The organism is Oceanomicrobium pacificus, from assembly GCF_009833495.1.
Classification (GTDB): domain Bacteria; phylum Pseudomonadota; class Alphaproteobacteria; order Rhodobacterales; family Rhodobacteraceae; genus Oceanomicrobium; species Oceanomicrobium pacificus.
This window is the reverse complement of the sequence record NZ_WUWG01000003.1, coordinates 680,618-703,602: the sequence shown is the minus strand read 5'-3', so window position 1 is coordinate 703,602 and position 22,985 is coordinate 680,618. Positions and strand designations below refer to the sequence as shown.

The window sequence follows — 22,985 nt, the reverse complement described above, 5'->3', positions numbered from 1 at the left end:
GCGCGGCCATGCGCCTGTCCGATTTCGATTTCGACCTGCCTGAAGAGCTGATCGCCCTGCGTCCGGTCTCGCCGCGATCCTCCGCGCGCCTGCTGGTGGCCGAGGGTGGAGCGACGATGGACAGGCAGGTGATGGATCTTCCGGCGTTCCTGCGCCCCGGCGATCTGCTGGTCTTCAATAATACACGCGTGCTGCCGACGCGGCTCGACGGTCTGCGCAAACGCGAAACCCCGCACGGGTCGGGCGAGGCGCGGATCGAGGTGACGCTGATCGAGCAGGGCGGCCCGGCGCGATGGACCGCGCTGGCCCGGCCGGCGCGCAAGCTGGCCGAGGGCGACATTGTCCGTTTCAGTGACAGCCTGTCCGCCACGGTCGAGGCGCGCCGCGACGGCGGAGAGGTCGATCTGGCCTTCGACAAGGCCGGCGCCGATCTTGTTCTGGCGCTGGAAGATGTCGGGCGGATGCCGCTGCCGCCCTATATCGAGAGCCGCCGCCCGGCCGATCACCAGGATCGCGACGACTACCAGACCATCTTTGCCCGCCGCGACGGGGCAGTGGCTGCGCCGACGGCCTCGCTCCATTTCGACGACACGCTTCTGGCGGCCCTCGATGCGCATGGTGTCGGGCGTACGGAGGTGACGCTCCATGTCGGGGCAGGGACCTTCCTGCCGGTCAAGACAGACGTGATTGACGAGCACAAGATGCATGCCGAATGGGGCGAAGTGACCGAAGAGGCCGCAAATGCGATGCGCGAGACATGGGCGCGCGGCGGGCGGGTGATTCCCGTCGGCACGACCTCGCTTCGGCTGATCGAGAGCGCGGCGACCGCACATCACGAGATTGGTGCCTGGAGCGGAGATACAGATATTTTCATCCGTCCGGGCTACCGCTTCCTTGCCACCGACGGGCTGATGACGAACTTCCACCTGCCGAAATCGACGCTCCTGATGCTCGTCTCGGCACTGATGGGGATGGACCGGATGCGCGCGCTCTATGCCCATGCGATCGAGGGGCGCTACCGGTTCTTCTCCTATGGCGACAGTTCGCTCCTGATTCCCGGCTGACGCCGGAGCGACCCAAAACGACGGGAACATGTCGTTTTCAGATCAGTTGATGCGGAAACGCTCTGGCAGGACCGGGGCGGACAAACGGGGACACGATGTTTTCCATTCTCACCCATTCCTGGCCGCTCCTCTTGGGCGTCCTCCTGCTGATGATGGGCAACGGGCTGCAAGGCTCGCTTCTGGGTGTGCGCGGCGCGCTCGAAGGGTTTGATGCCAAGACCATGTCCTATGTGATGTCGGGCTATTTCCTCGGCTTCCTCGGCGGGTCGCGCCTGACGCCGGTGCTGATCGCGGCGGTCGGTCATGTGCGGGTTTTCGCGGCGCTCGCCTCGCTCATTTCGGCGGCGTTCATCCTGTACCCCGCGCTGCCCTATCCGGCTGTCTGGGTGGCGCTGCGCGTGCTGGTGGGCTTCTGCTTCTCTGGCGTCTATGTCGTCGCGGAAAGCTGGCTCAACGATGCGGCCACCAACGAGACGCGGGGCAAGGCCCTGTCGCTCTACATGATCGTTCAGATGACCGGCATCGTCGGGGCGCAGATCCTGCTGAACCTTGCGGATGTGTCAGGCTACACGCTCTTTGTCGTCATGTCGGTGCTGGTGTCGCTTTCCTTCACGCCGATCCTGCTGTCCGACACCTATGCGCCCGTCTTCCGAGCAACGAAGCCACTGACGCTGCGCCAACTCTACGAGGTGTCGCCGCTCGGCTGCGTCGCGATCTTTCTGCTCGGCGGGGTCTTTTCGGCCATTTTCGGCATGGCATCCGTCTACGCGACGGAAAAGGGTCTGACCATCAGCGAACTGTCGATCTTCGTGGCGGCGGTCTATGTGGGCGGGCTTCTGTTCCAGTATCCGGTGGGGCTCATGTCGGACCGGATCGACCGGCGCAGGCTCATCATGGCGATGACGGTGATCGGCGCGCTGGCGATGGCGGTGGCCCTGCCGTTCACGACGAGCTTCACCGTCCTGATCGGGCTTGCGGTCATCATCGGCGGCACGGCCAATCCGCTTTATTCGCTGACCATCGCCTATACGAATGATTTTCTGGAGCCCGAGGATATGGCGGCGGCTTCGGGGCGTCTGATGTTCATCAACGGGATCGGGGCGATTGCCGGCCCGCTGGTACTCGGTGCCATGATGCAGGCCTTCGGCGCGGACAGTTTCTTCGTCTTCCTGCTGCTCCTCTACGCGATGATCGCGGCCTATGCGGTCTACCGGATGACACAGCGTGCCGCGCCCGAGGCCGGGGACACGATCTCCTACAGCCCGATCATGCCGCAGGCGACGCCGGTGGCGGTCGAGCTTGCGCAGGAAATCGCGGCCGAGGAAGCGATCGAGATGGCCGAGGAACAGGCCGCCGAGGAAACGGCGCTGGCGGAGGAAGAGGCATCATCCGACGCCCGGCGTGACGCAGAGGACACAGATTTCCAGAAGGTTTAATTTCCGTTTTGCAAACGCCGGGTCGAGGCGCACACTTGCTTAAAAAATGAGCAGCAGTGGCAATGAGGCAGGCATGACACCGCAAGATATTCTGACCTTCTGGCTCGACGAGGTCGATCCATCCAACTGGTACCAGAGCACACCCGAACTGGACGCGGAAATCCGCGACCGGTTCATGCCGACATGGGAGGCCGCGCGCGACAAGACGCTCGACGGCTGGAAGTGCAGGCCGGACGATGTGCTGGCGATGCTGATCGTGCTGGACCAGTTTCCGCGCAACATGTTCCGCGACGACGCCCGGGCCTTTTCCACCGACGCGCAGGCGCTGGCGCTCGCGAAGAAAGCGATCACCCACGGGCTCGACATGAAGGTGGAGGGGCCGCGCCGGCAATTCTACTACATGCCGTTGATGCATTCGGAGAACCTGACCGATCAGGACCTCGCCGTGCGGCTTTTCACGATGAACATGCCCGACGGCAACAATGTCATCCATGCCAAAGTGCATCGCGAGATCATCCGCCGCTTCGGCCGTTTTCCCTATCGCAACGCGGCGCTCGGGCGGACCAATTCGGCAGAGGAACAGGCGTTTCTCGACGGGCCGGGCTACAAGGGCATCCTCGACGAGCTTAGCGCCTAGCGGGACACGGGGTTGCAGATTTCACATTTGTCGCGCGCCGTCGCAGGGGGCTATCCATCCAATCCAGAATGTCGCATAGTGTGGCGACGGAAAAAGGTTCAGCATTGAACCAATAGTTCGGGAGAGGAAATATGGCCGCCAAATCCTTCGACGTCGTGGTGATCGGAGCCGGGCCGGGCGGATATGTCGCCGCCATCCGTGCCGCGCAGCTGGGCCTGAATGTGGCCGTTGTGGAGCGCGAGCATCTGGGCGGCATCTGCCTCAACTGGGGCTGCATCCCGACCAAGGCAATGCTTCGGTCCGCCGAGGTCTATCACCTGATGGAACGTGCCAAGGATTTCGGTCTGAGCGCCGACAAGTTCGGCTATGACATCGACGCGGTCGTGAAACGGTCGCGCGGCGTGGCAAAACAGCTGTCGGGCGGCGTCGGGCACCTTCTGAAGAAGAACAAGGTCACGGTCGTGATGGGTGCGGCCAAGCTTGCCGGCAAGGGCAAGGTCAGCGTCGAGACCGAGAAGGGCAGCGAGGAACTGCAGGCCAAAAACATCATCCTTGCCACCGGCGCGCGGGCCCGCGAACTGCCCGGGTTGGAGGCTGACGGCGATCTGGTCTGGACCTACAAGCACGCGCTGCAACCGCCGCGGATGCCCAAGAAGCTACTCGTCATCGGGTCGGGCGCCATCGGGATCGAGTTTGCCAGCTTCTACAATACGCTCGGCGCCGACACGACGGTGGTCGAGGTGATGGACCGCGTCCTGCCGGTCGAGGATGCGGAGATCTCTGCCTTCGCGAAAAAGCAGTTCGAGAAGCAGGGCATGACCATCATGGAGAAATCCACGGTCAAGTCTCTCGACCGCGCCAAAGGCAAGGTGACGGCCCATATCGAGCGCGGCGGCAAGGTCGAAAAACACGAATTCGACACCGTGATCTCGGCCGTCGGCATCGTCGGCAATGTTGAAGGGCTCGGTCTGGAAGAGCAGGGCGTGAAGGTCGACCGGACCCATGTGGTGACAGACGCGTTCTGCCGCACCGGCGTCGACGGGCTCTATGCGATCGGAGATATTGCCGGTGCGCCGTGGCTTGCCCACAAGGCCAGCCACGAAGGCGTCATGGTGGCCGAACTGATTGCCGGCAAACATGCCCATCCGGTCAAGCCGGAAAGCATTGCCGGCTGCACCTACTGCCACCCGCAGGTCGCCAGCGTCGGTTATAGCGAGGCGAAGGCCAAGGAACTCGGATACAAGGTCAAGGTCGGCCGCTTCCCCTTCATCGGCAACGGCAAGGCGATTGCACTCGGCGAACCGGAAGGGTTGGTCAAGACGGTGTTCGACGCCAAGACGGGCGAATTGCTTGGCGCGCATATGGTGGGTGCGGAAGTGACCGAGTTGATCCAGGGCTATGTCGTGGGCCGCCAGTTGGAGACGACCGAGGAAGATCTGATGCAGACCGTGTTCCCGCATCCGACCCTGTCGGAGATGATGCACGAAGCGGTGCTCGACGCCTATGGGCGCGCGATCCACTTCTGATCCGGTTCCAGCGAAAAAAGTCCCGGCCGCGGACTGCGGTCGGGCTTTCTCTTTCCGGCCACAGGCGCGTGGTCCGCGTCAGGCAACGAGCACACCGACCAGATAGGCCACCAGAGCACAAATCCCGCCGACGAGCATCGTCTCGCCCACACAGCGCAGCCACGTCTCGGAGGTCACCCGCCAGCGGATCGATCCGAGCATTGCCAGCGCGAGCGCGGTCGCGGCCACCGACAGGTAGAAGGTGCTCTGCACGGGTTCGAGAATGAAATAGGGGGAGATGGGGATTGCCCCGAACAGGATGAAGGCGAGGAAGGTGGCGAGCCCCTTCAGCGCCGGACTGTCGCCGCTCGGGTCGGCCATCTCGACCTCATAGGTCATCATCATGTCGGCCATGAACTCCGGATTGCGCAGCATGATATCCGTCATCGCGCGGGCATCCTCCTCCGCCACGCCACGGTCGGACAGGATCTCGACCATCTCAGCGCTCTCAAAATCGGGATTGGTGTGGATCTCGTGCAATTCGCGCGCACGCGTGGCGCGGTAGACATCATGTTCCGAACGCGAGGACAGAAACTCGCCAAGCCCCATGGCCGTGGCATCGGCAAACAGGTTGGCCAGACCGAAAAGCAGCACCGCGATTCCGCCGATCTGTGCCGCCCCTTCGGCCCCGGCGCCGGCAAATCCTGCAACAATGGCGAAGGTGGTGACGATCCCGTCATTGCCGCCATAGACGATCTGCTTCAGAAACTCCTGTATCGGTCCGACCTGATGCTCATGCGCCTTGTGCGACGCATAGCGGGTCGTGAAGTCACCACTCGTCATGTTCTGGCCTTTCGTGATGCTGTCTGCCCGGGTCCGCTTTCGGGGCCGATGGCCGTGAAGGGACAACTCCACGCATCATCAGGTGCAACAGGCCGGCTTGTCCACCCGCCGCGCCAATAGGCTGGATTGCAAATTCCTGCCTGTGTCATAAGTCTGTCCTATGACCGTGACCCTGCGCCAGCTCCGCTACTTCCTCGCGCTTACCGAGACGCGCCATTTCGGCAAGGCGGCAGACCGGGTGCATGTGTCCCAGCCCGCCCTGTCGGTCCAGATCCGGGATCTTGAGGCCCTGCTTGGCGGTCCGCTCGTGGAGCGCGGCAGCGCCGGGCTGCCGCTCACACCGCTCGGCCGGCAGCTGGAGGAAAAGGCCCGCGCGGTCGTCGATGGCGCGCAGGCGATCGAGGGACTGGGGCGGCGGCGCAGTGGTCTGTCGGGTCCGCTGGCCGTCGGCATGATCCCGACCATCGCGCCCTATCTGCTGCCCGCGCTGATCCCGGCGCTGCGGCGGGACCATCCCGATCTTGACCTGTCCGTGCAGGAAGCCCCGACGGCGCGGCTGGCAGAGGCGCTGGCCGCGGGCCGGATCGATGCGGCCGTTCTGGCCACGGACGAGGATACAGCGCGGTTCCGTGCGTTGCCGCTTTTCAACGACCGGTTCCTGCTTGCCGGGACGGCGCCGCTCATCCGGTCCATGACGCCGCCGCCCGTGCATCCGCATCCCGATGCGGTCGACAGCGAACGGCTTCTGCTGCTGGAGGAGGGCCATTGCCTGTCCGATCAGGCGCTGGCCGCCTGCGCCATCGACCGCTCGGCGCTTCGGCTCGACCTTGGCGCGACCTCTCTGGCGACCCTCTCGGGGCTTGCAAGCGGCGGGGTGGGCGTGACCTTCCTGCCGGAGCTTTCGCTGGCCTCGGAACTGGCGCGGCAGGAAGGGCTGACCGTGCTGCGCTTCGCCAACCCCGAACCGTCGCGGCAGGTGCGGCTCCTGCTGCGGCGTGAAACACCGGATGACCCGTGGGTCGGAATGCTCGCAAATGCGCTTGTCGCCAGTGCCGAACCGCTTCTGGCCCATGCACGGGATGCAGGGCGGGTATATGAAACTGTCGCACCCCCCTGACGGCCCCGATCATATATGGTAAGGCGCAGAAAAACCGGAGGAATGGCATGAGCGAGCGCAATCTCAAGGACCGTGCGGAACGGCATCCCGAAAAGGCCCACAAGCCCGACACGCCGATCCTGCGCAAGCCTGACTGGATTCGCGTGAAGGCGCCGACGTCGCAAGGCTACCGCGACACGCGGAAGATCATGCGTGACAACAATCTGGTCACCGTCTGCGAAGAGGCCGGCTGCCCCAATGTGGGCGAGTGCTGGAGCCAGGGCCACGCCACCATGATGATCATGGGCGAAATCTGCACGCGCGGTTGCACCTTCTGCAACATCGCCACCGGAAGGCCCGACAGTCTGGACGTGTTCGAACCCGGCCGCGTGGCCGTGGCAGTGGAGAAGCTGGGCCTGAACCATGTCGTCATCACCTCCGTCGACCGCGACGATCTGGAGGATGGCGGCGCCGAACATATCGCCCAGACGATCCGCGCCGTGCGCCGCAAATCGCCTGCGACAACGATCGAGGTGCTGACGCCCGATTTCCTCAAATGTCCCGATAGCGCGCTGGAAACGGTGGTCGAAGCGCGCCCCGACGTGTTCAACCACAATCTCGAGACCGTGCCGGGCCTCTATCCGGAAGTGCGGCCGGGCGCGCGCTATTTCCATTCGCTGCGGCTCCTGCAGCGGGTGAAGGAACTGGATGCGTCCATGTTCACCAAATCCGGCATCATGGTCGGTTTGGGAGAGGACAAGCAGGCCGTGCATCAGGTGATGGACGATATGCGCGCGGCGGATATCGATTTCCTGACCATCGGCCAGTATCTCCAGCCGACGCCGAAGCACCATGCCGTGCACAGGTTCGTCACGCCCGAAGAGTTCGCCGGCTACGAGAAGGCCGCCTATGGCAAAGGGTTCCTGATGGTGTCCGCCACGCCGCTCACGCGGTCGAGCTATCATGCCGGTGACGATTTCGCGCGGTTGCGCGCGGCGCGTCAGGCCAAGCTCGGGCTGAACTGATCCGGTCTTCGGGATTTCTGCGAGGAAGCGGGCGCCGGAGCCAATCGCATCGGCCCCACACAGTACACGGCCAACTCCGGCGCCACTTCTATCCTTATGCCGCCCAATTCTGCCGATTCTGAACCGGGAAGGCGGCAAAATCGGGGCAGGGGGTCACGCTTCCGTGAAGCGCACCGCGCCGATATGGTCGAGATTGCGGTTCCGCTGCGCATAGTCGATCCCGTAGCCGACAACGAACTTGTCGGGGATCTCGAAGCCGGTCCAGTCGGCCTTGATGTCCACCTCGCGCCGCGACGGCTTGTCGAGCAGCGCACAGGTCCGCAGCCGTTTCGGCCGCCGGGTTTTCAGGATCTCCAGCACATGGTTGAGCGTGTGGCCGGTGTCCACGATATCTTCCACCACCAGCACGTCGCGGCCCTCGATCTCTCCGCGCAGGTCCTTCAGGATCCGCACCTCACGGGAGCTTTCCGTCGAATTGCCGTAAGACGAGGCTTCGAGAAAATCGACCTCCACCGGCAGATCGAGTTCGCGCACAAGGTCGGCGATGAAGATGAAACTGCCGCGCAAGAGCCCCACGACGACCAGCTTGTCGGTATCGTCAAAGGCTTGCGAGATGTCGCGTGCCAGCGCCTCCACCCGGGCCGCAATCGATTTCGCGGAGATCATTTCGTCAATCACGTAGGGCGCTTGTGTCATGGGCTTGCCTCTGCTTGCCGGATCAGTCTATCCAAGCCGCTCATCCGGCGACAAGCCGGCATTTGGACCGGGGCAGTCCAGTAACGGATTTTATCGGGCAGGACCATGCCAACACATGCAGAAAAACGCGTCATGCCCTATTCGGCTGCGCAGATGTACGACCTGATCGCGGATATCGGCAGCTATCCCGAGTTCCTGCCCTGGTGTTCGGCGGCGCGGATCCGCTCGGAAAAGCCGCTGCCCGACGGGTCCGGTTCGGTGATCGACGCCGACCTGATCATCTCCTTCAAACTGTTCCGCGAAAAGTTCGGCAGCCGGGTGACACTGCGCCCCGACGCGCGCAAGATCGACGTGGAATATCTCGACGGGCCGTTCCGCTACCTCAACAATCACTGGCAGTTCCGCCCCATCGACGAGCAAAGCTGCGAAGTCGACTTCTTCGTCGATTTCGAGTTCCGCTCGGCGCTGTTGCAATCGGTGATCGGACTTGTCTTCTACGAGGCGATGCAGCGGATCGTCCGCGCCTTCGAGGCGCGGGCCGAAGTGCTCTACGGCTCCGGACCGGCCACGTCATCCTGACATGAAAAAGGCCGCCCGATCGGGGCGGCCTTTCGCGTTTCCTGACACCGGACCAGATGGCCCGGACCGGTTACGAGGTTATATCGTAGGCACGTTCGCCATGCGCGGCATAGTCGAGGCCGCCGATCTCGTCATCCTGGCTGACGCGGATCGGGAAGATGAGCGCCACCAGCTTCACGAGGATGACCGTGCCAACCAGCGTGAAGATACCGACAATGGCCAGCGAGCCGAACTGGGCCGCGAAGCTGCCCGCGCCGAAGACCGCGATCATGATCGTGCCGAAGATGCCGCCGACGCCATGGACCGCAAACACATCCAGCGTGTCGTCGATCTTGCAGACCGACTTGATGAGGCTGCAGGCCTCCTGGCAGAGCACACCGGCCACGGCACCGATCACCAGCGCCTCCACCGGACCGACGAAACCGGATGCCGGTGTGATGGAAGCCAGACCTGCAATGGTGCCGGTCACGAGGCCCACCATCGACGCCTTGCCATGTTTGATCCGCTCGTAGAGCGCCCAGCTGAGCGAGGCGGTGGCCGCCGAGATATGGGTGACGACCAGCGCCATCGCCGCGCCGCCGTCTGCCGCCAGCTGCGAGCCCGCGTTGAAGCCGAACCAGCCGACCCAGAGCATCGAGGCCCCGATCATCACATAGCCCGGATTGTGCGGCGGGCGGGCTTTCTCCGACCGTGCGCCAAGGAAGATCGCGACGACCAGCGCGGCGAGGCCGGCGGTTTCATGCACGACGATCCCGCCGGCAAAATCGCGGACGCCGGTTTCACCGAAGATACCGCCATCGCCAAGGAACCCGCCACCCCAGACCCAATGGGCCACGGGCGCATAGACCAGAAGCATCCAGAGACCCGAGAATGTCAGCACGAAGGCGAAGCTGATCCGCTCCACATAGGCGCCGACGATCAGGGCCGGCGTGATGATTGCGAAGGTCATCTGGAAGGCGAAGAAAAGCAGTTCGGGGATGGTGCCCGCCAGCGTATCGGGCGTGATCCCTGTCAGGAACATCTTGTCGAACCCGCCCCAGAAGCCCGAGCTTCCGCCGCCGAAGGCGATCGAATAGCCCGCAACCAGCCAGAGCACCGACATCAGGCAGGCAATGGAGATACATTGCATCAGCACCGACAGCACGTTGCGCGCCCGCACGAGCCCGCCATAGAAAAGCGCCAGTCCCGGCAATGTCATGAAAAGAACCAAGGCCGTGGATGTCAGAATCCACGCGGTATCTGCACCGTTCATCATCATATCCCTTTTATCCGTGATGCGGGTCTTGCGCCCGCACTTGGGGGATAGGGAGTGACGGGGCAGGGCGGGGTGCGGCAAGCACGATAGGCGTGCCGGAACCCGCGCGGCGCGGCTCTGCTCAAAATTTCAGCAGAAATTCACAGTTTTGCAACAAATTGGGCAGATTTCGAACGCGTGATCCGTTCCCCGGTCACTGCGGTCCGGCGGCCTGTTCGAGCAGATAGAGCGCATGGCGCACGGTCTCGCCTCGGACCGCTTCGCGTCCGATCGCGCCGAACCGGTGGGTTTCCGTCGCGACATCCCCGCCGCGAATGGCCAGACCGAAACAGACCATGCCTTCGGGCTTGGCCGCGGTTCCGCCGGGGCCCGCGACACCCGTCACGGACACAGCCACATCCGCCGCTGTTGCCTGCAACGCCCCGAGTGCCATTTCGCGGGCGACAGGTTCCGACACAGCCCCATGGTCGGCCAGCGTCTGCTCGGCAACGCCGAGAAGCGCCACCTTCGCTGCGTTCGAATAGGTGACGAGCCCGGCCTCCACCACATCGGAGGATCCGGCAATGTCGGTCAGCGCGGCCGCAATCATCCCGCCGGTGCAGCTTTCCGCCGTGGCGACGCGCCAGCCGCGGGTGCGGGCCAGCGCAAGGACACGGGTCGCGGCCCCGGGCGCAATCATCCGCCCCACCCATGTGCAACGGCGGCAGCCAGCATGACGATTGCAGCCGCCATGATCCCGGCGATCACATCATCGAGCATCACGCCGAGCGGCGAGTGGAGCCGGTCCGCCCAGGACACCGGAAAGGGCTTCAGCACGTCGAAGAACCGGAAGAGCAGAAAGGCCAGAACCCAGCCCGGCCACGGGAAGACATGCGGCTCCGCGCCCATTCGCCAGAGCCCGAAAGACAAAGGCATCAGCCCGATCCACATGCCGACAACCTCGTCGATCACGATCTCCGACGGGTCGCTTTCGCCCATCGCGACCACATGGCGTGACGTGGCCCACCAGCCCAGGAAGAAGACCAGAAGCGTGGCGGCAGACAGGGCCGGAAATCCGCCCAGGTAATGCAGGAGCATGGCCGCAGGAATGGCCGCCATCGAGCCCCATGTGCCGGGCGCACCAGGCAACAGGCCAGCGCCGAAAAAGGAGGTGATGATCCGGATCATGCCGCCACCAGCGCTGCGCTTGCCATGGCCGCGATCCCCTCGCTCCGGCCGGTGAAACCAAGGCGTTCGGACGTGGTGGCCTTCACACTCACGCGGTCCTCGTCGATACCGGTCAGGGCGGCCATGCGGGCGCGCATCTCCTTGGCATGCGGCCCGATTTTCGGCTGTTCGCAGATGATCGTGCAGTCGATATTGGCAATGCGATACCCGCGCGCGGCCACCCGTTCCACGGCTTTTCTCAGGAAGAGTGCACTGTCCGCGCCCTTCCATTCGGCCTCGGACGGCGGGAACCATTGGCCGATATCACCTTCCGCAATCGCGCCGAAAAGCGCGTCGGTGACCGCATGCATCGCGACATCGGCATCCGAATGGCCGGAAAGCCCGCGTTCATGCGGCACCGTCACACCGCAGAGCGTGACCGAACTGCCCGGCCCGAACGCATGCACGTCGAACCCGTTGCCACAGCGAAAATCCATTCCGTCTCCTGTCATCTGGCGCAGCGCCTTTTCGGCGCGGGCAAAATCCTCAGCCGTCGTCAGCTTGTAATTTTCCTCTGCGCCGGGGACGAAGGCAACCGCCATCCCCGCACTCACAGCCACCGCCACATCATCATGTGCTTCGCCCTGATGTGTGGCATGGACAGCGCGGATCGCGGGAAATGCGAATGCCTGCGGCGTCTGGGCGCGGACCAGTCCGGTCCGGTCACGCGGTGCTGCAAAACGGCCATCCTCCACCGCCCAGAGCGCGTCGACCACTGGCAGCGCGGGGCAGGCGGCGCCGGTCTCCAGCATCGCGTCGATTGTGGCGTCAAGTATGGCCCGGGACAGGAACGGCCGCGCCGCGTCATGGATGAGGACATGATCCGGCGCGTCGCCCGCGGCCAGCGCATCGAGCCCTGCTGCAACAGACGCAGCCCGGTCCGCACCGCCTGCCACCCATGGCGTGATCCGCGCCTCCGGCAAGCCGTCGACCGCCCGTGCAAAGAGCGCGGCATCGTCTGGATGGATCACGGTCAGCACCCGCCGGACGCGCGGCGCCGCCAGAAGCGCCCGGATGGCACGGGTCAGCACCATCTCGCCCGCCAGCATCCGATACTGTTTCGGCGGTCCGTCCCCGGCCCGGGTGCCGCGTCCTGCCGCCACGATCAGCGCGTCTATCGTCATCTCTGTCCGGTCCTGTCTGTTCGCGTCTGTCTTAGCGACAGGGCGGGTCCGGCTCAATCGCTGATGGTTTCAAAACCGTTGATCATTCCCGCCCCGCTCTGTATGACCGATGGCGAAGTGCACAAGGATTAGGCAGATGAGTAACCCGATTGCGAGACTGGGCTCCGAGATGCCCGTAGCGCTCGCCCCGATGGCCGGGATCACCGATCTGCCCTTCCGCAACCTCGTCACGCGGCTCGGCGCCGGCATGGTCGTGTCGGAAATGGTCGCAAGCCAGGAACTGATCACCAACGGCCGCGACGCACGGAGCCGCGCCGAACTGGGCGCGGGGCTTGAAGCCACGGCTGTGCAGATCGCCGGCCGCGAGGCCGGACCGATGGCCGAATGCGCCCGCATGGTCGCCGATCTGGGTGCGCGCAGCATCGACATCAACATGGGATGCCCCGCCAAGAAGGTGACGAACGGCTGGTCCGGCTCGGCCTTGATGCGCAATCTCGATCATGCGCTCGGCCTGATCGACGCGGTGGTCGGTGCGGTTGATGTGCCGGTCACGCTGAAGACCCGGCTCGGCTGGGACGAGACAAGTATCAACGCGCCAGAGCTGGCACGCCGCGCCGAAGCCGCCGGCGTCGCGATGATCACCATTCACGGGCGCACCCGCTGCCAGTTCTATCGCGGACAGGCCGACTGGGCCGCCATTGCTGCCGTGAAAGCCGCCGTGTCCGTGCCGCTCCTCGCCAATGGCGACATTGTTGACGCATCCACAGCGCGCACCGCGCTGGCCCGGTCCGGCGCGGACGGGGTGATGATCGGGCGCGGCATTCAGGGCCAGCCATGGCTCCTGTCGCAGGTGGGCGCCGAACTGGCCGGGCAGCCGGTGCCGGACGCGCCGGCGGGCGAGGCGCTTGCCGATCTGATCGGCACCCACCACGAGGCGATGCTTTCCTTCTACGGGCGCGACCTCGGCATCCGGAACGCGCGCAAACATCTGGGCTGGTATCTCGACCGGATCGGCGGCGGCGGGGCGCGACGGCCCGAAATCATGCGCGGCACAGATCCGGCCGCCGTGATGCGTGCCGTGCGGGCCGCCGTGCGCGACGCGCCGCTGGCCGGTGACCTTCCGCAAAGGACCGCTGCATGACCAACGTGCCCTTCGATGCGGTCTGGGCCGCAATTCCCTATCCTGCGATCGTGCTCAACCGCGATGATGAAATCCTGTCGGCCAATTCGACCGCCGAGGTGTTCTGCGGCACGTCTGCCAAGCAGATGGTGGGGCGGAAATTGTCGCGCTTCACCGGAGAGGACAGCGCGCTCCTCGACGCCGTGCAGCAGACGCGGCGCGGCACGGTCTCCGTCGTCCAGCATGAAGTGGAGATGTCCTGGACAGACCGCGTCGTGCGGCTCAACTCCATCCATGCGGCGCCGCTGCAGGACGATGACGGCACCGTGCTGATCCTGATGCATCCGCGCGGCGTGGCGGAGAAAATGGACCGGTCGATGAATTACCGCTCGGCGGCACGGTCCGTCACCGGCATGGCCGCGATGCTGGCGCATGAGATCCGCAATCCGCTCGCGGGGATTTCCGGCGCGGCGCAGCTGCTGGCGATGAACCTCGACGATGCGGACCGCGAACTGACCGACCTCATCAATGACGAGACGAAGCGGATCGGCAATCTGGTCGAACGGGTCGAGCAGTTCGGCGACCTGCGGCCCGCCCTGCGCGAGCCGGTGAACATCCATGACGTGCTCGACCGGTCGAAACGCGCCGCACAGGCCGGTTTCGCCGCCCATGTCCGGTTCATCGAAACCTATGATCCGTCCCTGCCGCCGGTGGTGGGCGACAGCGACCAGCTGATGCAGGTCTTCCAGAACCTGCTGAAAAACGCAGCCGAAGCGGTGCCGAAAGTGGGCGGCACGGTGCAGATCCGGACAAGTTTCCGGCCCGGTCTGAAACTGTCGCTCTCTGGCCAGCGCAGCGAGAGCCTGCCGCTGCAGATCACCATCGTTGATAACGGGCCGGGCATCCCCGAGGGGCTGATGGCCGATATTTTCGACCCGTTCGTGTCCACCAAGACCAATGGCAGCGGGCTCGGCCTGTCGCTTGTCTCCAAGATCGTGGCCGATCATGGCGGGCTTATCGAATGTGACAGCATGCCGGGCCGGACCCAATTCCAGTTGCTTCTGCCGATCTGGCAGGGCCCGTTGCCCGTCACCGATGACGCGCCGGCGCAGGATGCGGCAAGTTCCGAAGAAGGGGCCCTCTGATGGATGGCACGATCATTGTTGCCGATGACGATCGCACGATCCGCACGGTGCTGAGCCAGGCCCTGACGCGCGCCGGATGCCGCGTGCGGTCCACCTCGACCATCTCCACGCTCTGGCGCTGGGTCGAGGAGGGCGAGGGCGATGTGGTCGTCTCGGATGTGATGATGCCCGACGGCGATGCGCTCGACCTTTTGCCCGCGATCCGCAAGAAGCGGCCCGACCTGCCGGTCATCATCATGTCGGCGCAAAATACGGTGATGACGGCGATCCGCGCGACGGAAGCCGGCGCTTATGAATATCTGCCGAAGCCCTTCGACCTGAAGGAAGTCCTGAGCCAGGTGAACAAGGCCCTGTCGCAGCGCGGCGCCGTGTCGGGCGCGCCCGCCGCCCAGCCCCCGCGCGAGGAAGGGCTGCCGATGATCGGCCGCTCGCCCGCGATGCAGGAGGTCTACCGGATCATGGCGCGTCTCATGAACACCGACCTTGGTGTCATGATCTCGGGCGAGAGCGGCACGGGCAAGGAACTGGTTGCGCGCGCCCTGCACAATTTCGGCCAGCGCAAGGACGGACCCTTCGTGGCCGTGAACCTTGCCGCCATTCCGCGCGACATGATCGAAAGCGATCTGTTCGGACAAGTGTCGGGCATGAGGAACGGCACACAACATCCTGAACTGGTGGGTAAATTCCAGCAAGCACAAGGCGGCACGCTGTTTCTGGACGAAGTGGGCGACATGCCGCTCGATGCGCAGACGCGGCTGTTGCGCGTGTTGCAGGAGGGCGAGTTCTCTCCGGTAGGCGGGCGGGACATGCACAAGGCCGACACGCGGATCATCGCGGCCACCCATCAGGACCTGCGCGCGCTGATCAACGAGGGGCGGTTTCGCGAAGACCTGTTCTACCGCCTCAACGTCGTGCCGATCCGGCTGCCGCCTTTGCGTGAGCGGCTCGACGATATTCCCGATCTGGCGCGCCAGTTCCTGCGCAATGCGGAGGCCGAGGGGCTCCAGCGCAAGGCGATCTCGCCCGAGGCGATCAAGCTGCTGCAACAGCAGCAATGGTCGGGAAATGTGCGCGAGCTTGAAAACCTGATGCGGCGGCTTGCGGCGCTCTGCCCGGACGACACGATCGCGGAAAACATGGTCGCCAAGGAAATCGCCGAACGGCCGAGCTCGGCCACCGTACCGCAGGCCAACCGGCAGCAGAAACTGTCGAAGAGCATCGAGGAGCATCTTCAGCGCTATTTCGATCTGCATGGCGACAGCCTGCCGCCGCCGGGCCTTTACGAGCGGATCATCAAGGAAGTGGAACTGCCGCTGATCGCGCTGTCACTTGCGGCCACGCGCGGCAATCAAGTCAAGACCGCAGAACTGCTCGGCATCAACCGCAATACGCTCCGCAAAAAGATTCAGGACCTCGACATTCGCGTGACACGCGGCAAGAAGATGATGTAGGTTTGCAACAGTTTCGACAGGCCATTGGAAACTGGAGCATGCGTGCCGCGTAACATCCTCACGCTCACCTGGATCCGCTTGGAAAAGTGGGTGCGGCAAAGGCGGGTTCAGAACGCGCTGACCATCTGCCTCGTTCTGCTCGGACCGGTTCTTGCGGGCGTGACCTTCCTTGCGCTCGGCGGGTTCGAATTGCGCTCCTCTTCCTCGCTCCTGCGCGGCATCTTGCTTGCCGATTTCGTCTATGTGCTTGTGATCGCAGGACTTGTGGCGCGCCGGGTCGCGGCCATGATCTCCGCCCGCAGGCGGCGGTCGGCAGGGTCTGAGCTGCATTTGCGGCTGACCGCGATCTTCGCACTCATCGCGATGGTGCCGACGATCATGGTCGCCGTTTTCGCCGCGCTGACACTCAATTTCGGGCTAGAGGGCTGGTTCTCGGACCGGGTGCGGCAGGTGGTCGGCAATTCGCTTGCCGCCGCGCAGGCCTATGAAAACGAGCACCGGATCAACCTTCAGTCGGACGCGCAACTGCTCGCCAATTTCATGTCCGCCCAGAAACAGCGTTTTCCCGGACTGGGGGATGCGGAAAGCCGGGAGATCCTCAACCGCGGCCAATCGCTGATGCAGCGCCCGCTGAAGGAGGCCTATCTCATCTCCGGCGATGCCGCGATCCAGGCCCGTGGCGAGCGGTCCTACCTGTTCAACTACGAACCGCCCGAGCCTGAGGCGATCCTCGGGGCCCAGAACGGCGAGGTGGTCGTCATACAGGACTGGGACAATAACGAGTTCCGCGCCCTGATCGAGCTGCCACTCTACGACGACCGGTTCCTTTATGTGACGCGCGACGTGGATGGCAGCATCCTCAACCTGCTCGACGACACGCGCGAAACGGTGGCGCTCTACGAACAGTTGGAGGATGATCGCGGGCGGCTCCTTTTCGAATTCGCGCTTATCTATCTAGGTTTCGCTCTCATCGTGATCCTTGCGGCCATCTGGCTTGGCCTTTGGGTGGCGGAGCGGCTGTCGCGGCCGGTGATCCGCCTTGCGGGTGCGGCCCAGCGGGTGGGCGAGGGCGATCTGGACGTACGGGTGCGCGAGGAGGAAAGCGACAACGAGTTCTCGCAACTGGGCCGGACCTTCAACCGGATGACGGAACAGTTGAAGGAACAGCGCGACGCGCTTCTGGAAGCCAATGCGGAGACGGAGCGTCGCCGCCGGCTGTTCGACAGCGTGCTGTCGGGCGTCACCGCCGGCGTGATCGGGCTGGACGGAGAGGGGCAGATCGACGTGATGAACACGGCCGCCTCGACGCTCCTTGGCCTGAAGAAAGGGCAGGCGGTCGGCATGGAACTGCCCCGCGCCGTGCCCGAATTTGCGGAGATTTTCGCCACACTCGCCGAAGAGGGCCGCGAGGTGGCGCAGGGCGAGGTGCAGCTGACCCGCAAGGGGAAGGCGGAAATCCTGCTCGTCCGCATGGCCACGCGGCGCAGCGCCATGGGCGAGATCGAGGGCTATGTGGTGACATTCGACGATGTGACCGACCTTGTTTCGGCGCAACGCATGGCCGCGTGGGGCGACGTTGCGCGGCGCATCGCGCACGAGATCAAGAACCCGCTCACCCCGATCCAGCTGTCAGCAGAACGGTTGCGGCGCAAATACGGCCCGCTCGTGGGCGAGGAGCGTGACACTCTGGAACAATATGCGGATGTGATCGTGCGCCAGACCAACGATCTACGCCGGATCGTCGACGAGTTCTCAAAATTCGCTCGGATGCGCGACCCGGACCGCCAGCGCCACGACCTGATGGAAATTGTCCGCGACGCCATGCTGCTGTTCCGGGCCGCACGCCCCGGTTTCAAGGTCGAAATCGACAGCGATGTGGACAGCGTTACCCTGCTGATCGACGAGACGATGATCAATCAGGCGCTTACAAATGTTCTGAAAAACGCTGGCGAAGCCATTGATACAAAGATAGAAAAATCGCCGAACGAGGAATTCGCGCCCGAAGTGCGCATCCGCGTCCGATCCGAGCCCGGTGGCATCTCGGTCGCGGTTCAGGACAACGGAATCGGCCTGCCGGACCAGCGGTCGCGGCTCTTCGAGCCCTATGTCACACATCGCGACAAGGGGACGGGCTTGGGCCTGTCCATCGTGAAGAAGATCGTGGAGGAACATGCCGGCACGCTGGAATTGGCCGACGCACCGGTTTTTGAAGGGAATACGACTTTCGGGGCAGAGGTCCGGCTGATATTGCCGGTGGACCCGGAGATGCAAAGTGGCGGGACCGAGCCCGCCCAGAGCAGCCAGAAGGAAACAGCGGCATGACAGATATCTTGGTTGTCGACGACGAAAAGGACATCCGCGAACTGATTGCGGATATCCTGCGGGACGAAGGGCACAATGCACGGCTGGCATGGGACAGCAGCACCGCCATGTCGGAAATCAATGGCGAGCCGCCGGACCTGATCATCCTCGATATCTGGCTGAAGGACAGCAAGCTGGACGGGATCGACATCCTCAAGACCGTGAAACGGGACAATCCCGACATTCCGGTCGTTATCATCTCGGGCCACGGCAATATCGAGATCGCGGTCGCGGCGGTGAAGCAGGGCGCCTACGACTTCATCGAAAAACCGTTCAATATAGACCAGTTGCTGGTCGTTGTGTCGCGCGCGCTGGAAGCCTCGCGGTTGCGGCGGGAAAACCAGAACCTGCGCCGGCAGGACACGGCATCGTCGGAAATGGTGGGGGAAAGCACCGCCCTGCGCGGGCTGATCAGTCAGCTCGACAAGGTCACGAAAACCAACGGGCGCATCATGCTGTCGGGTCCGGCAGGATCGGGCAAGGAAGTGGCCGCGCGCTACATCCACGCCCATTCCGACCGGTCGAAATTCCCCTTCATCTCGGTCAATTCGGCCACCATTGAGCCCGACCGGATGGAGGAGGTGCTCTTCGGGCGCGAGAGCCCAGAGAAAGGTGTCGAGCCGGGTCTGTTCGAGCAGGCCCATCGCGGCGTGATCTTCTTCGACGAGGTGGCCGACATGCCGCTCGGCACCCAGTCGAAAATCCTGCGCGTGCTCGTGGATCAGAGCTTCTCGCGCGTCGGCAGTTCGGACGTGGTGCGGGTCGATGTGCGGGTCGTTTCTGCCTCCAACCGCGACCTGAAGGCCGAGATCGAGGCCGGACGGTTCCGCGAGGAACTGTTCCACCGGCTGAACGTGGTGCCGATCCAGGTGCCGGCGCTCGACCTGCGGCGGGAGGATATTCCGCTGCTGGCCCGCCACTTCATTTCCAAGCTGAATGCCGAGCAGGGGCTGCCGGCGCGGCGCATCTCCAAGGATGCGGAGGTCATGCTCCAGACGATGAACTGGCCGGGCAATGTCCGCCAGTTGCGCAACGTGATCGAGCGGGCCCTGATCCTCGGCTCCGATCCCGAGGAAATCCTGAGCGCGGATATCGAGGCCGACACCGGCAGCGATCCAGCCGATACGGCCTCGCTCCTGTCGGCCGGCTTCGCGAGCCTGCCGCTGCGCGAGGCGCGCGAGCGGTTCGAGCGTGATTATCTGATGACGCAGATCAACCGGTTCGGCGGCAATATCTCCAAGACGGCGAGTTTCGTCGGCATGGAGCGTTCGGCCCTGCACCGGAAGCTCAAATCGCTCAATGTCGTCACCACGGCGCGCACCGGCGTGCGCGTGGCCGAGCTTGACACCAGCGGCGACGAGGGCTGAGGGTGGCGCGGCGCGCGACTGCGGAGTGCTGATATGAAAGTCCGTTCATGAAAGTGATCGTCTGCGGGGCAGGGCAGGTCGGCTGGCAGATCGCCCGGCACCTCTCGTCCGAGAAAAACTTCGTCACCGTGGTCGATCAGGACCCGGCGCTGGTGCGGCGGATCACCGATGTGCTCGATGTGGGCGGGGTGATCGGCTTTGCCTCGCACCCTGACATTCTGGAGCGCGCAGGCGCGGAGGATGCCGACCTGATCATCGCCGCGACCCATTCCGACGAGGTCAACATGGTCACCTGTCAGGTGGCCCATTCGGTCTATTCGATCCCGCGCAAGATCGCGCGGCTGCGCGCGCAATCCTATCTCGACGCGATCTATCGAGATCTCTACCGGCAGGACCATCTGCCGATCGACGTTGTGATCTCGCCCGAACGCGAGGTGGCAGAGGCCGCGCTGCGCCGGCTCAAGGCCCCGTCGGCCTTCGACACGGAAATGTTCCAGGACGGGAAGCTCCAGTTGCTCGGCATCGCGCTCGACGAGAACTGTCCGGTGGTCAACACGCCGCTCCGGCAACTGTCGGAACTCTTCTCGACCCTGCAGGCCATCGTCGCGGGCATCCGGCGGGACGGAAAACTCTTCGTTCCCGCGCCCGAGGATCAGGTGTTCCCCGGCGACCAGATCTACGTTTTTGTCGCGACCGAGGAAACCAACCGCACGCTGGAGATTTTCGGCAAGTCGACGGTGCGGCGCGAACGGGTCATCATCGTGGGCGGCGGCAATGTCGGGCTGCGGGTCGCGCAGGAGCTTGAAAAGGGACCGGAACGCATCCGCTGCAAGCTGATCGAACGGAACCGCAAACAGGCCGAACGCGCGGCGGATGCGCTGGAACGCACCATCGTGCTGCATGGTGACGGGCTCGACCAGGAACTGCTCGAAGAGGCCAACGTCTCGAAGACAGACGCGCTTCTGGCCGTGACCGATGATGACAAGGTCAACATGCTGTCGAGCGCGCGCGCCAAGTCTCTCGGCGTCCCCCTGACCATCGCGCTCGTCAACGAACCCTCGCTCGTCAGCCTGCTCGGGCCGCTCGGCATCGACGCCTATATCGGACCGAGGGCCACGACCGTATCCTCGATCCTGCGCCACATCCGGCATGGCCGGATTACGGCGGTCTATTCCATCGGGGACGCGGAAGCGGAAGTGTTCGAGGCGCAGGTGCTCGACACGTCCTCGATCGCCGGCCAGAAGATCCGCGACATCGACTGGCCCGAAGGGGCGCTGGTGACCTCGATTGCCAAGAAGGGCAAGCTCCAGATGCCGCGCGGCGACACGCTGATCGAGAAGAACGACGTCGTTACCGTCTTCGCCATGGCCGAGGATGTTGCCCAGGTCGAGCAGCTCTTCCAGGTCGGTCTGAACTTCTTCTGACGATGAGCGGCCTGCGCCAGTTTCCACTCTTTGTGCTGATCGGGCTGATCGGGTCACTGGCCATGCTGTTGCCCGCGGCCCATGCCGCGCAGCTGGAACTGTGGCTGGCGGGGCGGATATTTCTCTATTCGGGGCTCTTCTTCGCGGCGATGTTCGGGCTTCTGGGCCTGTCGATGATGAACCGGACGCCCGATATTTCCGCCAAATCGCATCTCATCACGCTGCTCCTGACTTTCGCGCTCCTGCCTTTGGTGCTCGCGGTGCCGCTCGAACAGCTCGTGCCGTCCATCACCTACGGGCAGGCCTATTTCGAGATGCTGTCGAGCTTCACGACAACGGGCGCGACGGTGTTCGATTTCCCGGCCGAGATCATGCAGCCCATTCACCTCTGGCGGTCGATCACCGGCTGGCTGGGCGGATTTCTGGTGCTGCTTTTTGCCGTCGCCATTCTGGAGCCGATGAACCTGGGCGGATTCGAAATCCGGTCCGCCTCCATGCGGCTCGGGTCCGGCACGCGGTCGAAGACGGGAGCATCCAAGGAAATGTCCGACCGGATCATCCGCCAGAGCCGTATCCTGATCGTGCCCTACACGATCGTGACGGCGGTTCTGGTGCTCATCCTGATTCTTGCGGGCGACCGACCCTTCGTTGCCCTCAGCCACGGTATGGCAACCGTGTCGACGAGCGCCATTTCGCCGGTGGGTGGCCTGTCGGGCGGGTCGTCAGGTTTTGTCGGCGAAGCGGCGATCCTGATCTTCCTTGTCTTCGCCATCTCGCACCGCAGCTGGCGGGCGATTGTCATGCAGGGGCGCCTGCGCTGGATGTTGAGCGACCCCGAATTTCGCCTCGCGGGGTTCCTGATCGGGTCGATCTCACTCTTCCTGTTCCTGCGGCACTGGTTCGCGACCTTCGACACGGAGCAGACGGGCAATGTCGGACTGGGGCTGGAGGCGCTCTGGGGCGGGCTCTTCACCATCACCTCTTTCCTCACGACGCTCGGCTTCGAGAGCCAGGCCTGGAGCGACGCGCGTTTCTGGTCGGGGCTCGATTCCGCGGGCATCGTGCTCCTGTCGCTTGCGATCATCGGCGGCGGCGTTGCGACCACTGCCTCGGGCGTGAAGCTCCTGCGGATCTATGCGCTCTACAAGCACGGTCTGCGCGAACTGGACCGCGTGGCACATCCGCATTCGATCGGCGGGGCAGGGTCGCTGGCCGCGCGGCGCTTCCGAAAGCAGGGCGCGCAGGTGGCGTGGCTCTTCCTGATGCTCTTCCTGCTCGCGATGGCCGCCGCGATCCTCGGCTTCAGCATGGCGGGGCACAGTTTCGAGTCGAGCCTGCTTCTGGCGGTTGCGGGCCTGTCCAACACCGGGCCGATCATCCATACACTGCCGCAGGGGATCGACAGCTACACGGTGCTCGGCAATGCGGGCTACTGGATCTTCTCGGCCTGCATGATCCTTGGCAGAATCGAGACTTTGGCCGTTATCGCCTTGCTCAATCCCGATTACTGGCGCTAACCTGCGCTTCGGGGCCCATCATTTGCAGAATTTTTGCGTTTCAGGCTGGAATTTCCCCGGTCGGGACCCCATGAATAGGACACAAGAACGATAAAGGGCCGGCTCCGTCAGGTGCCCGCCTACAAAACTGAAGG

General features: G+C 64.1%; 20 protein-coding genes. 14 read left to right on the top strand and 6 right to left on the bottom strand.

What is annotated here, in order from left to right:
* Positions 1-8: 8 nt before the first annotated feature.
* The 4 genes from queA to lpdA all read left to right on the top strand — a co-directional run bounded on the left by queA (position 9) and on the right by lpdA (position 4,663).
* A complete protein-coding gene (queA, locus tag GSH16_RS09980) occupies positions 9-1,064 on the top strand; it encodes a tRNA preQ1(34) S-adenosylmethionine ribosyltransferase-isomerase QueA (RefSeq protein ID WP_160854563.1) in 1,056 nt (351 codons plus the stop codon).
* Positions 1,065-1,159: 95 nt separating this feature from the next.
* Entirely contained in the window at positions 1,160-2,500 is a 1,341-nt protein-coding gene (locus tag GSH16_RS09975) for an MFS transporter (RefSeq protein WP_160854561.1), read from the top strand.
* 73 nt (positions 2,501-2,573) lie between these two features.
* Positions 2,574-3,137, top strand: coding sequence for a DUF924 family protein (locus tag GSH16_RS09970; RefSeq protein WP_160854559.1), 564 nt, complete (start codon positions 2,574-2,576; stop codon positions 3,135-3,137).
* A 131-nt stretch (positions 3,138-3,268) separates the two neighbouring features.
* The gene (lpdA, locus tag GSH16_RS09965; protein WP_160854557.1) at positions 3,269-4,663 is read left to right on the top strand and encodes a dihydrolipoyl dehydrogenase; all 1,395 of its coding nucleotides are present in this window, start codon (positions 3,269-3,271) and stop codon (positions 4,661-4,663) included.
* Between the two features lie 78 nt (positions 4,664-4,741).
* Here the strand turns inward: lpdA and GSH16_RS09960 are convergent, their stop codons facing one another.
* Positions 4,742-5,485, bottom strand: coding sequence for a VIT1/CCC1 transporter family protein (locus GSH16_RS09960; RefSeq protein WP_160854555.1), 744 nt, complete (start codon positions 5,483-5,485; stop codon positions 4,742-4,744).
* A 160-nt stretch (positions 5,486-5,645) separates the two neighbouring features.
* Between GSH16_RS09960 and GSH16_RS09955 the strand changes: the two genes are divergently transcribed.
* Positions 5,646-6,602 (top strand): LysR substrate-binding domain-containing protein, encoded by a 957-nt coding sequence (locus GSH16_RS09955; protein ID WP_160854553.1) that lies wholly within the window; start codon positions 5,646-5,648, stop codon positions 6,600-6,602.
* A 47-nt stretch (positions 6,603-6,649) separates the two neighbouring features.
* On the top strand, positions 6,650-7,606 hold the full coding sequence (gene lipA / locus GSH16_RS09950) for a lipoyl synthase (protein WP_160854551.1): 957 nt from the start codon (positions 6,650-6,652) through the stop codon (positions 7,604-7,606).
* A 153-nt stretch (positions 7,607-7,759) separates the two neighbouring features.
* Here the strand turns inward: lipA and hpt are convergent, their stop codons facing one another.
* The gene (gene hpt / locus GSH16_RS09945) at positions 7,760-8,302 is read right to left on the bottom strand and encodes a hypoxanthine phosphoribosyltransferase (protein WP_160854549.1); all 543 of its coding nucleotides are present in this window, start codon (positions 8,300-8,302) and stop codon (positions 7,760-7,762) included.
* A gap of 105 nt (positions 8,303-8,407) precedes the next feature.
* On the opposite strand from hpt, the gene GSH16_RS09940 reads away from it, so the two are divergent.
* Positions 8,408-8,881 (top strand): type II toxin-antitoxin system RatA family toxin, encoded by a 474-nt coding sequence (locus tag GSH16_RS09940; protein ID WP_160854547.1) that lies wholly within the window; start codon positions 8,408-8,410, stop codon positions 8,879-8,881.
* A gap of 70 nt (positions 8,882-8,951) precedes the next feature.
* Here the strand turns inward: GSH16_RS09940 and GSH16_RS09935 are convergent, their stop codons facing one another.
* From GSH16_RS09935 to GSH16_RS09920, 4 genes are all read right to left on the bottom strand, one after another.
* The gene (locus GSH16_RS09935) at positions 8,952-10,133 is read right to left on the bottom strand and encodes an ammonium transporter (RefSeq protein ID WP_160854545.1); all 1,182 of its coding nucleotides are present in this window, start codon (positions 10,131-10,133) and stop codon (positions 8,952-8,954) included.
* Positions 10,134-10,329: 196 nt separating this feature from the next.
* Positions 10,330-10,815, bottom strand: coding sequence for a CinA family protein (locus GSH16_RS09930; protein ID WP_160854543.1), 486 nt, complete (start codon positions 10,813-10,815; stop codon positions 10,330-10,332).
* Positions 10,812-11,303: a phosphatidylglycerophosphatase A family protein gene (locus tag GSH16_RS09925; protein WP_160854541.1), complete on the bottom strand. Its 492-nt coding sequence runs from the start codon at positions 11,301-11,303 to the stop codon at positions 10,812-10,814. Before GSH16_RS09925 ends, GSH16_RS09930 begins: the two co-directional genes overlap by 4 nt.
* Positions 11,300-12,466 (bottom strand): bifunctional 2-C-methyl-D-erythritol 4-phosphate cytidylyltransferase/2-C-methyl-D-erythritol 2,4-cyclodiphosphate synthase, encoded by a 1,167-nt coding sequence (locus tag GSH16_RS09920; protein ID WP_160854539.1) that lies wholly within the window; start codon positions 12,464-12,466, stop codon positions 11,300-11,302. The genes GSH16_RS09925 and GSH16_RS09920 overlap by 4 nt, the downstream gene beginning before the upstream one ends.
* A 136-nt stretch (positions 12,467-12,602) precedes the next feature.
* Here GSH16_RS09920 and dusB point away from each other — a divergent pair, with 136 nt between their 5' ends.
* Genes dusB through GSH16_RS09885 form a run of 7 tightly spaced genes read left to right on the top strand, consistent with a single transcriptional unit; the run spans position 12,603 to position 22,851 of the window.
* Complete coding sequence (gene dusB, locus GSH16_RS09915) at positions 12,603-13,607, top strand: tRNA dihydrouridine synthase DusB (protein WP_160854537.1); 1,005 nt, start codon at positions 12,603-12,605, stop codon at positions 13,605-13,607.
* Complete coding sequence (locus tag GSH16_RS09910) at positions 13,604-14,731, top strand: two-component system sensor histidine kinase NtrB (protein WP_160854535.1); 1,128 nt, start codon at positions 13,604-13,606, stop codon at positions 14,729-14,731. Before dusB ends, GSH16_RS09910 begins: the two co-directional genes overlap by 4 nt.
* Positions 14,731-16,182 carry a nitrogen regulation protein NR(I) gene (gene ntrC / locus GSH16_RS09905; RefSeq protein WP_235913099.1) on the top strand — a complete coding sequence of 484 codons (1,452 nt, stop codon included), beginning with the start codon at positions 14,731-14,733 and terminating at the stop codon, positions 16,180-16,182. The genes GSH16_RS09910 and ntrC overlap by 1 nt, the downstream gene beginning before the upstream one ends.
* Positions 16,183-16,224: 42 nt before the next feature.
* On the top strand, positions 16,225-18,504 hold the full coding sequence (locus GSH16_RS09900) for a sensor histidine kinase NtrY-like (protein WP_328803208.1): 2,280 nt from the start codon (positions 16,225-16,227) through the stop codon (positions 18,502-18,504).
* Positions 18,501-19,910, top strand: coding sequence for a nitrogen assimilation response regulator NtrX (gene ntrX / locus GSH16_RS09895; protein WP_160854533.1), 1,410 nt, complete (start codon positions 18,501-18,503; stop codon positions 19,908-19,910). The genes GSH16_RS09900 and ntrX overlap by 4 nt, the downstream gene beginning before the upstream one ends.
* A gap of 47 nt (positions 19,911-19,957) precedes the next feature.
* Positions 19,958-21,334 (top strand): Trk system potassium transporter TrkA, encoded by a 1,377-nt coding sequence (trkA, locus tag GSH16_RS09890; RefSeq protein WP_160854531.1) that lies wholly within the window; start codon positions 19,958-19,960, stop codon positions 21,332-21,334.
* A 2-nt stretch (positions 21,335-21,336) separates the two neighbouring features.
* Positions 21,337-22,851 carry a potassium transporter TrkG gene (locus GSH16_RS09885; protein ID WP_160854529.1) on the top strand — a complete coding sequence of 505 codons (1,515 nt, stop codon included), beginning with the start codon at positions 21,337-21,339 and terminating at the stop codon, positions 22,849-22,851.
* Positions 22,852-22,985 lie beyond the last annotated feature (134 nt).

What these genes read in the sequence shown, in the direction of transcription:
- queA (WP_160854563.1), top strand. Translation starts at nt 9, where the DNA reads ATGCGCCTGTCCGATTTCGATTTCGACCTGCCTGAAGAGCTGATCGCC.
- GSH16_RS09975 (WP_160854561.1), top strand. Translation starts at nt 1,160, where the DNA reads ATGTTTTCCATTCTCACCCATTCCTGGCCGCTCCTCTTGGGCGTCCTC.
- GSH16_RS09970 (WP_160854559.1), top strand. Translation starts at nt 2,574, where the DNA reads ATGACACCGCAAGATATTCTGACCTTCTGGCTCGACGAGGTCGATCCA.
- lpdA (WP_160854557.1), top strand. Translation starts at nt 3,269, where the DNA reads ATGGCCGCCAAATCCTTCGACGTCGTGGTGATCGGAGCCGGGCCGGGC.
- GSH16_RS09960 (WP_160854555.1), bottom strand. Translation starts at nt 5,485, where the DNA reads ATGACGAGTGGTGACTTCACGACCCGCTATGCGTCGCACAAGGCGCAT.
- GSH16_RS09955 (WP_160854553.1), top strand. Translation starts at nt 5,646, where the DNA reads ATGACCGTGACCCTGCGCCAGCTCCGCTACTTCCTCGCGCTTACCGAG.
- lipA (WP_160854551.1), top strand. Translation starts at nt 6,650, where the DNA reads ATGAGCGAGCGCAATCTCAAGGACCGTGCGGAACGGCATCCCGAAAAG.
- hpt (WP_160854549.1), bottom strand. Translation starts at nt 8,302, where the DNA reads ATGACACAAGCGCCCTACGTGATTGACGAAATGATCTCCGCGAAATCG.
- GSH16_RS09940 (WP_160854547.1), top strand. Translation starts at nt 8,408, where the DNA reads ATGCCAACACATGCAGAAAAACGCGTCATGCCCTATTCGGCTGCGCAG.
- GSH16_RS09935 (WP_160854545.1), bottom strand. Translation starts at nt 10,133, where the DNA reads ATGAACGGTGCAGATACCGCGTGGATTCTGACATCCACGGCCTTGGTT.
- GSH16_RS09930 (WP_160854543.1), bottom strand. Translation starts at nt 10,815, where the DNA reads ATGATTGCGCCCGGGGCCGCGACCCGTGTCCTTGCGCTGGCCCGCACC.
- GSH16_RS09925 (WP_160854541.1), bottom strand. Translation starts at nt 11,303, where the DNA reads ATGATCCGGATCATCACCTCCTTTTTCGGCGCTGGCCTGTTGCCTGGT.
- GSH16_RS09920 (WP_160854539.1), bottom strand. Translation starts at nt 12,466, where the DNA reads ATGACGATAGACGCGCTGATCGTGGCGGCAGGACGCGGCACCCGGGCC.
- dusB (WP_160854537.1), top strand. Translation starts at nt 12,603, where the DNA reads ATGAGTAACCCGATTGCGAGACTGGGCTCCGAGATGCCCGTAGCGCTC.
- GSH16_RS09910 (WP_160854535.1), top strand. Translation starts at nt 13,604, where the DNA reads ATGACCAACGTGCCCTTCGATGCGGTCTGGGCCGCAATTCCCTATCCT.
- ntrC (WP_235913099.1), top strand. Translation starts at nt 14,731, where the DNA reads ATGGATGGCACGATCATTGTTGCCGATGACGATCGCACGATCCGCACG.
- ntrX (WP_160854533.1), top strand. Translation starts at nt 18,501, where the DNA reads ATGACAGATATCTTGGTTGTCGACGACGAAAAGGACATCCGCGAACTG.
- trkA (WP_160854531.1), top strand. Translation starts at nt 19,958, where the DNA reads ATGAAAGTGATCGTCTGCGGGGCAGGGCAGGTCGGCTGGCAGATCGCC.
- GSH16_RS09885 (WP_160854529.1), top strand. Translation starts at nt 21,337, where the DNA reads ATGAGCGGCCTGCGCCAGTTTCCACTCTTTGTGCTGATCGGGCTGATC.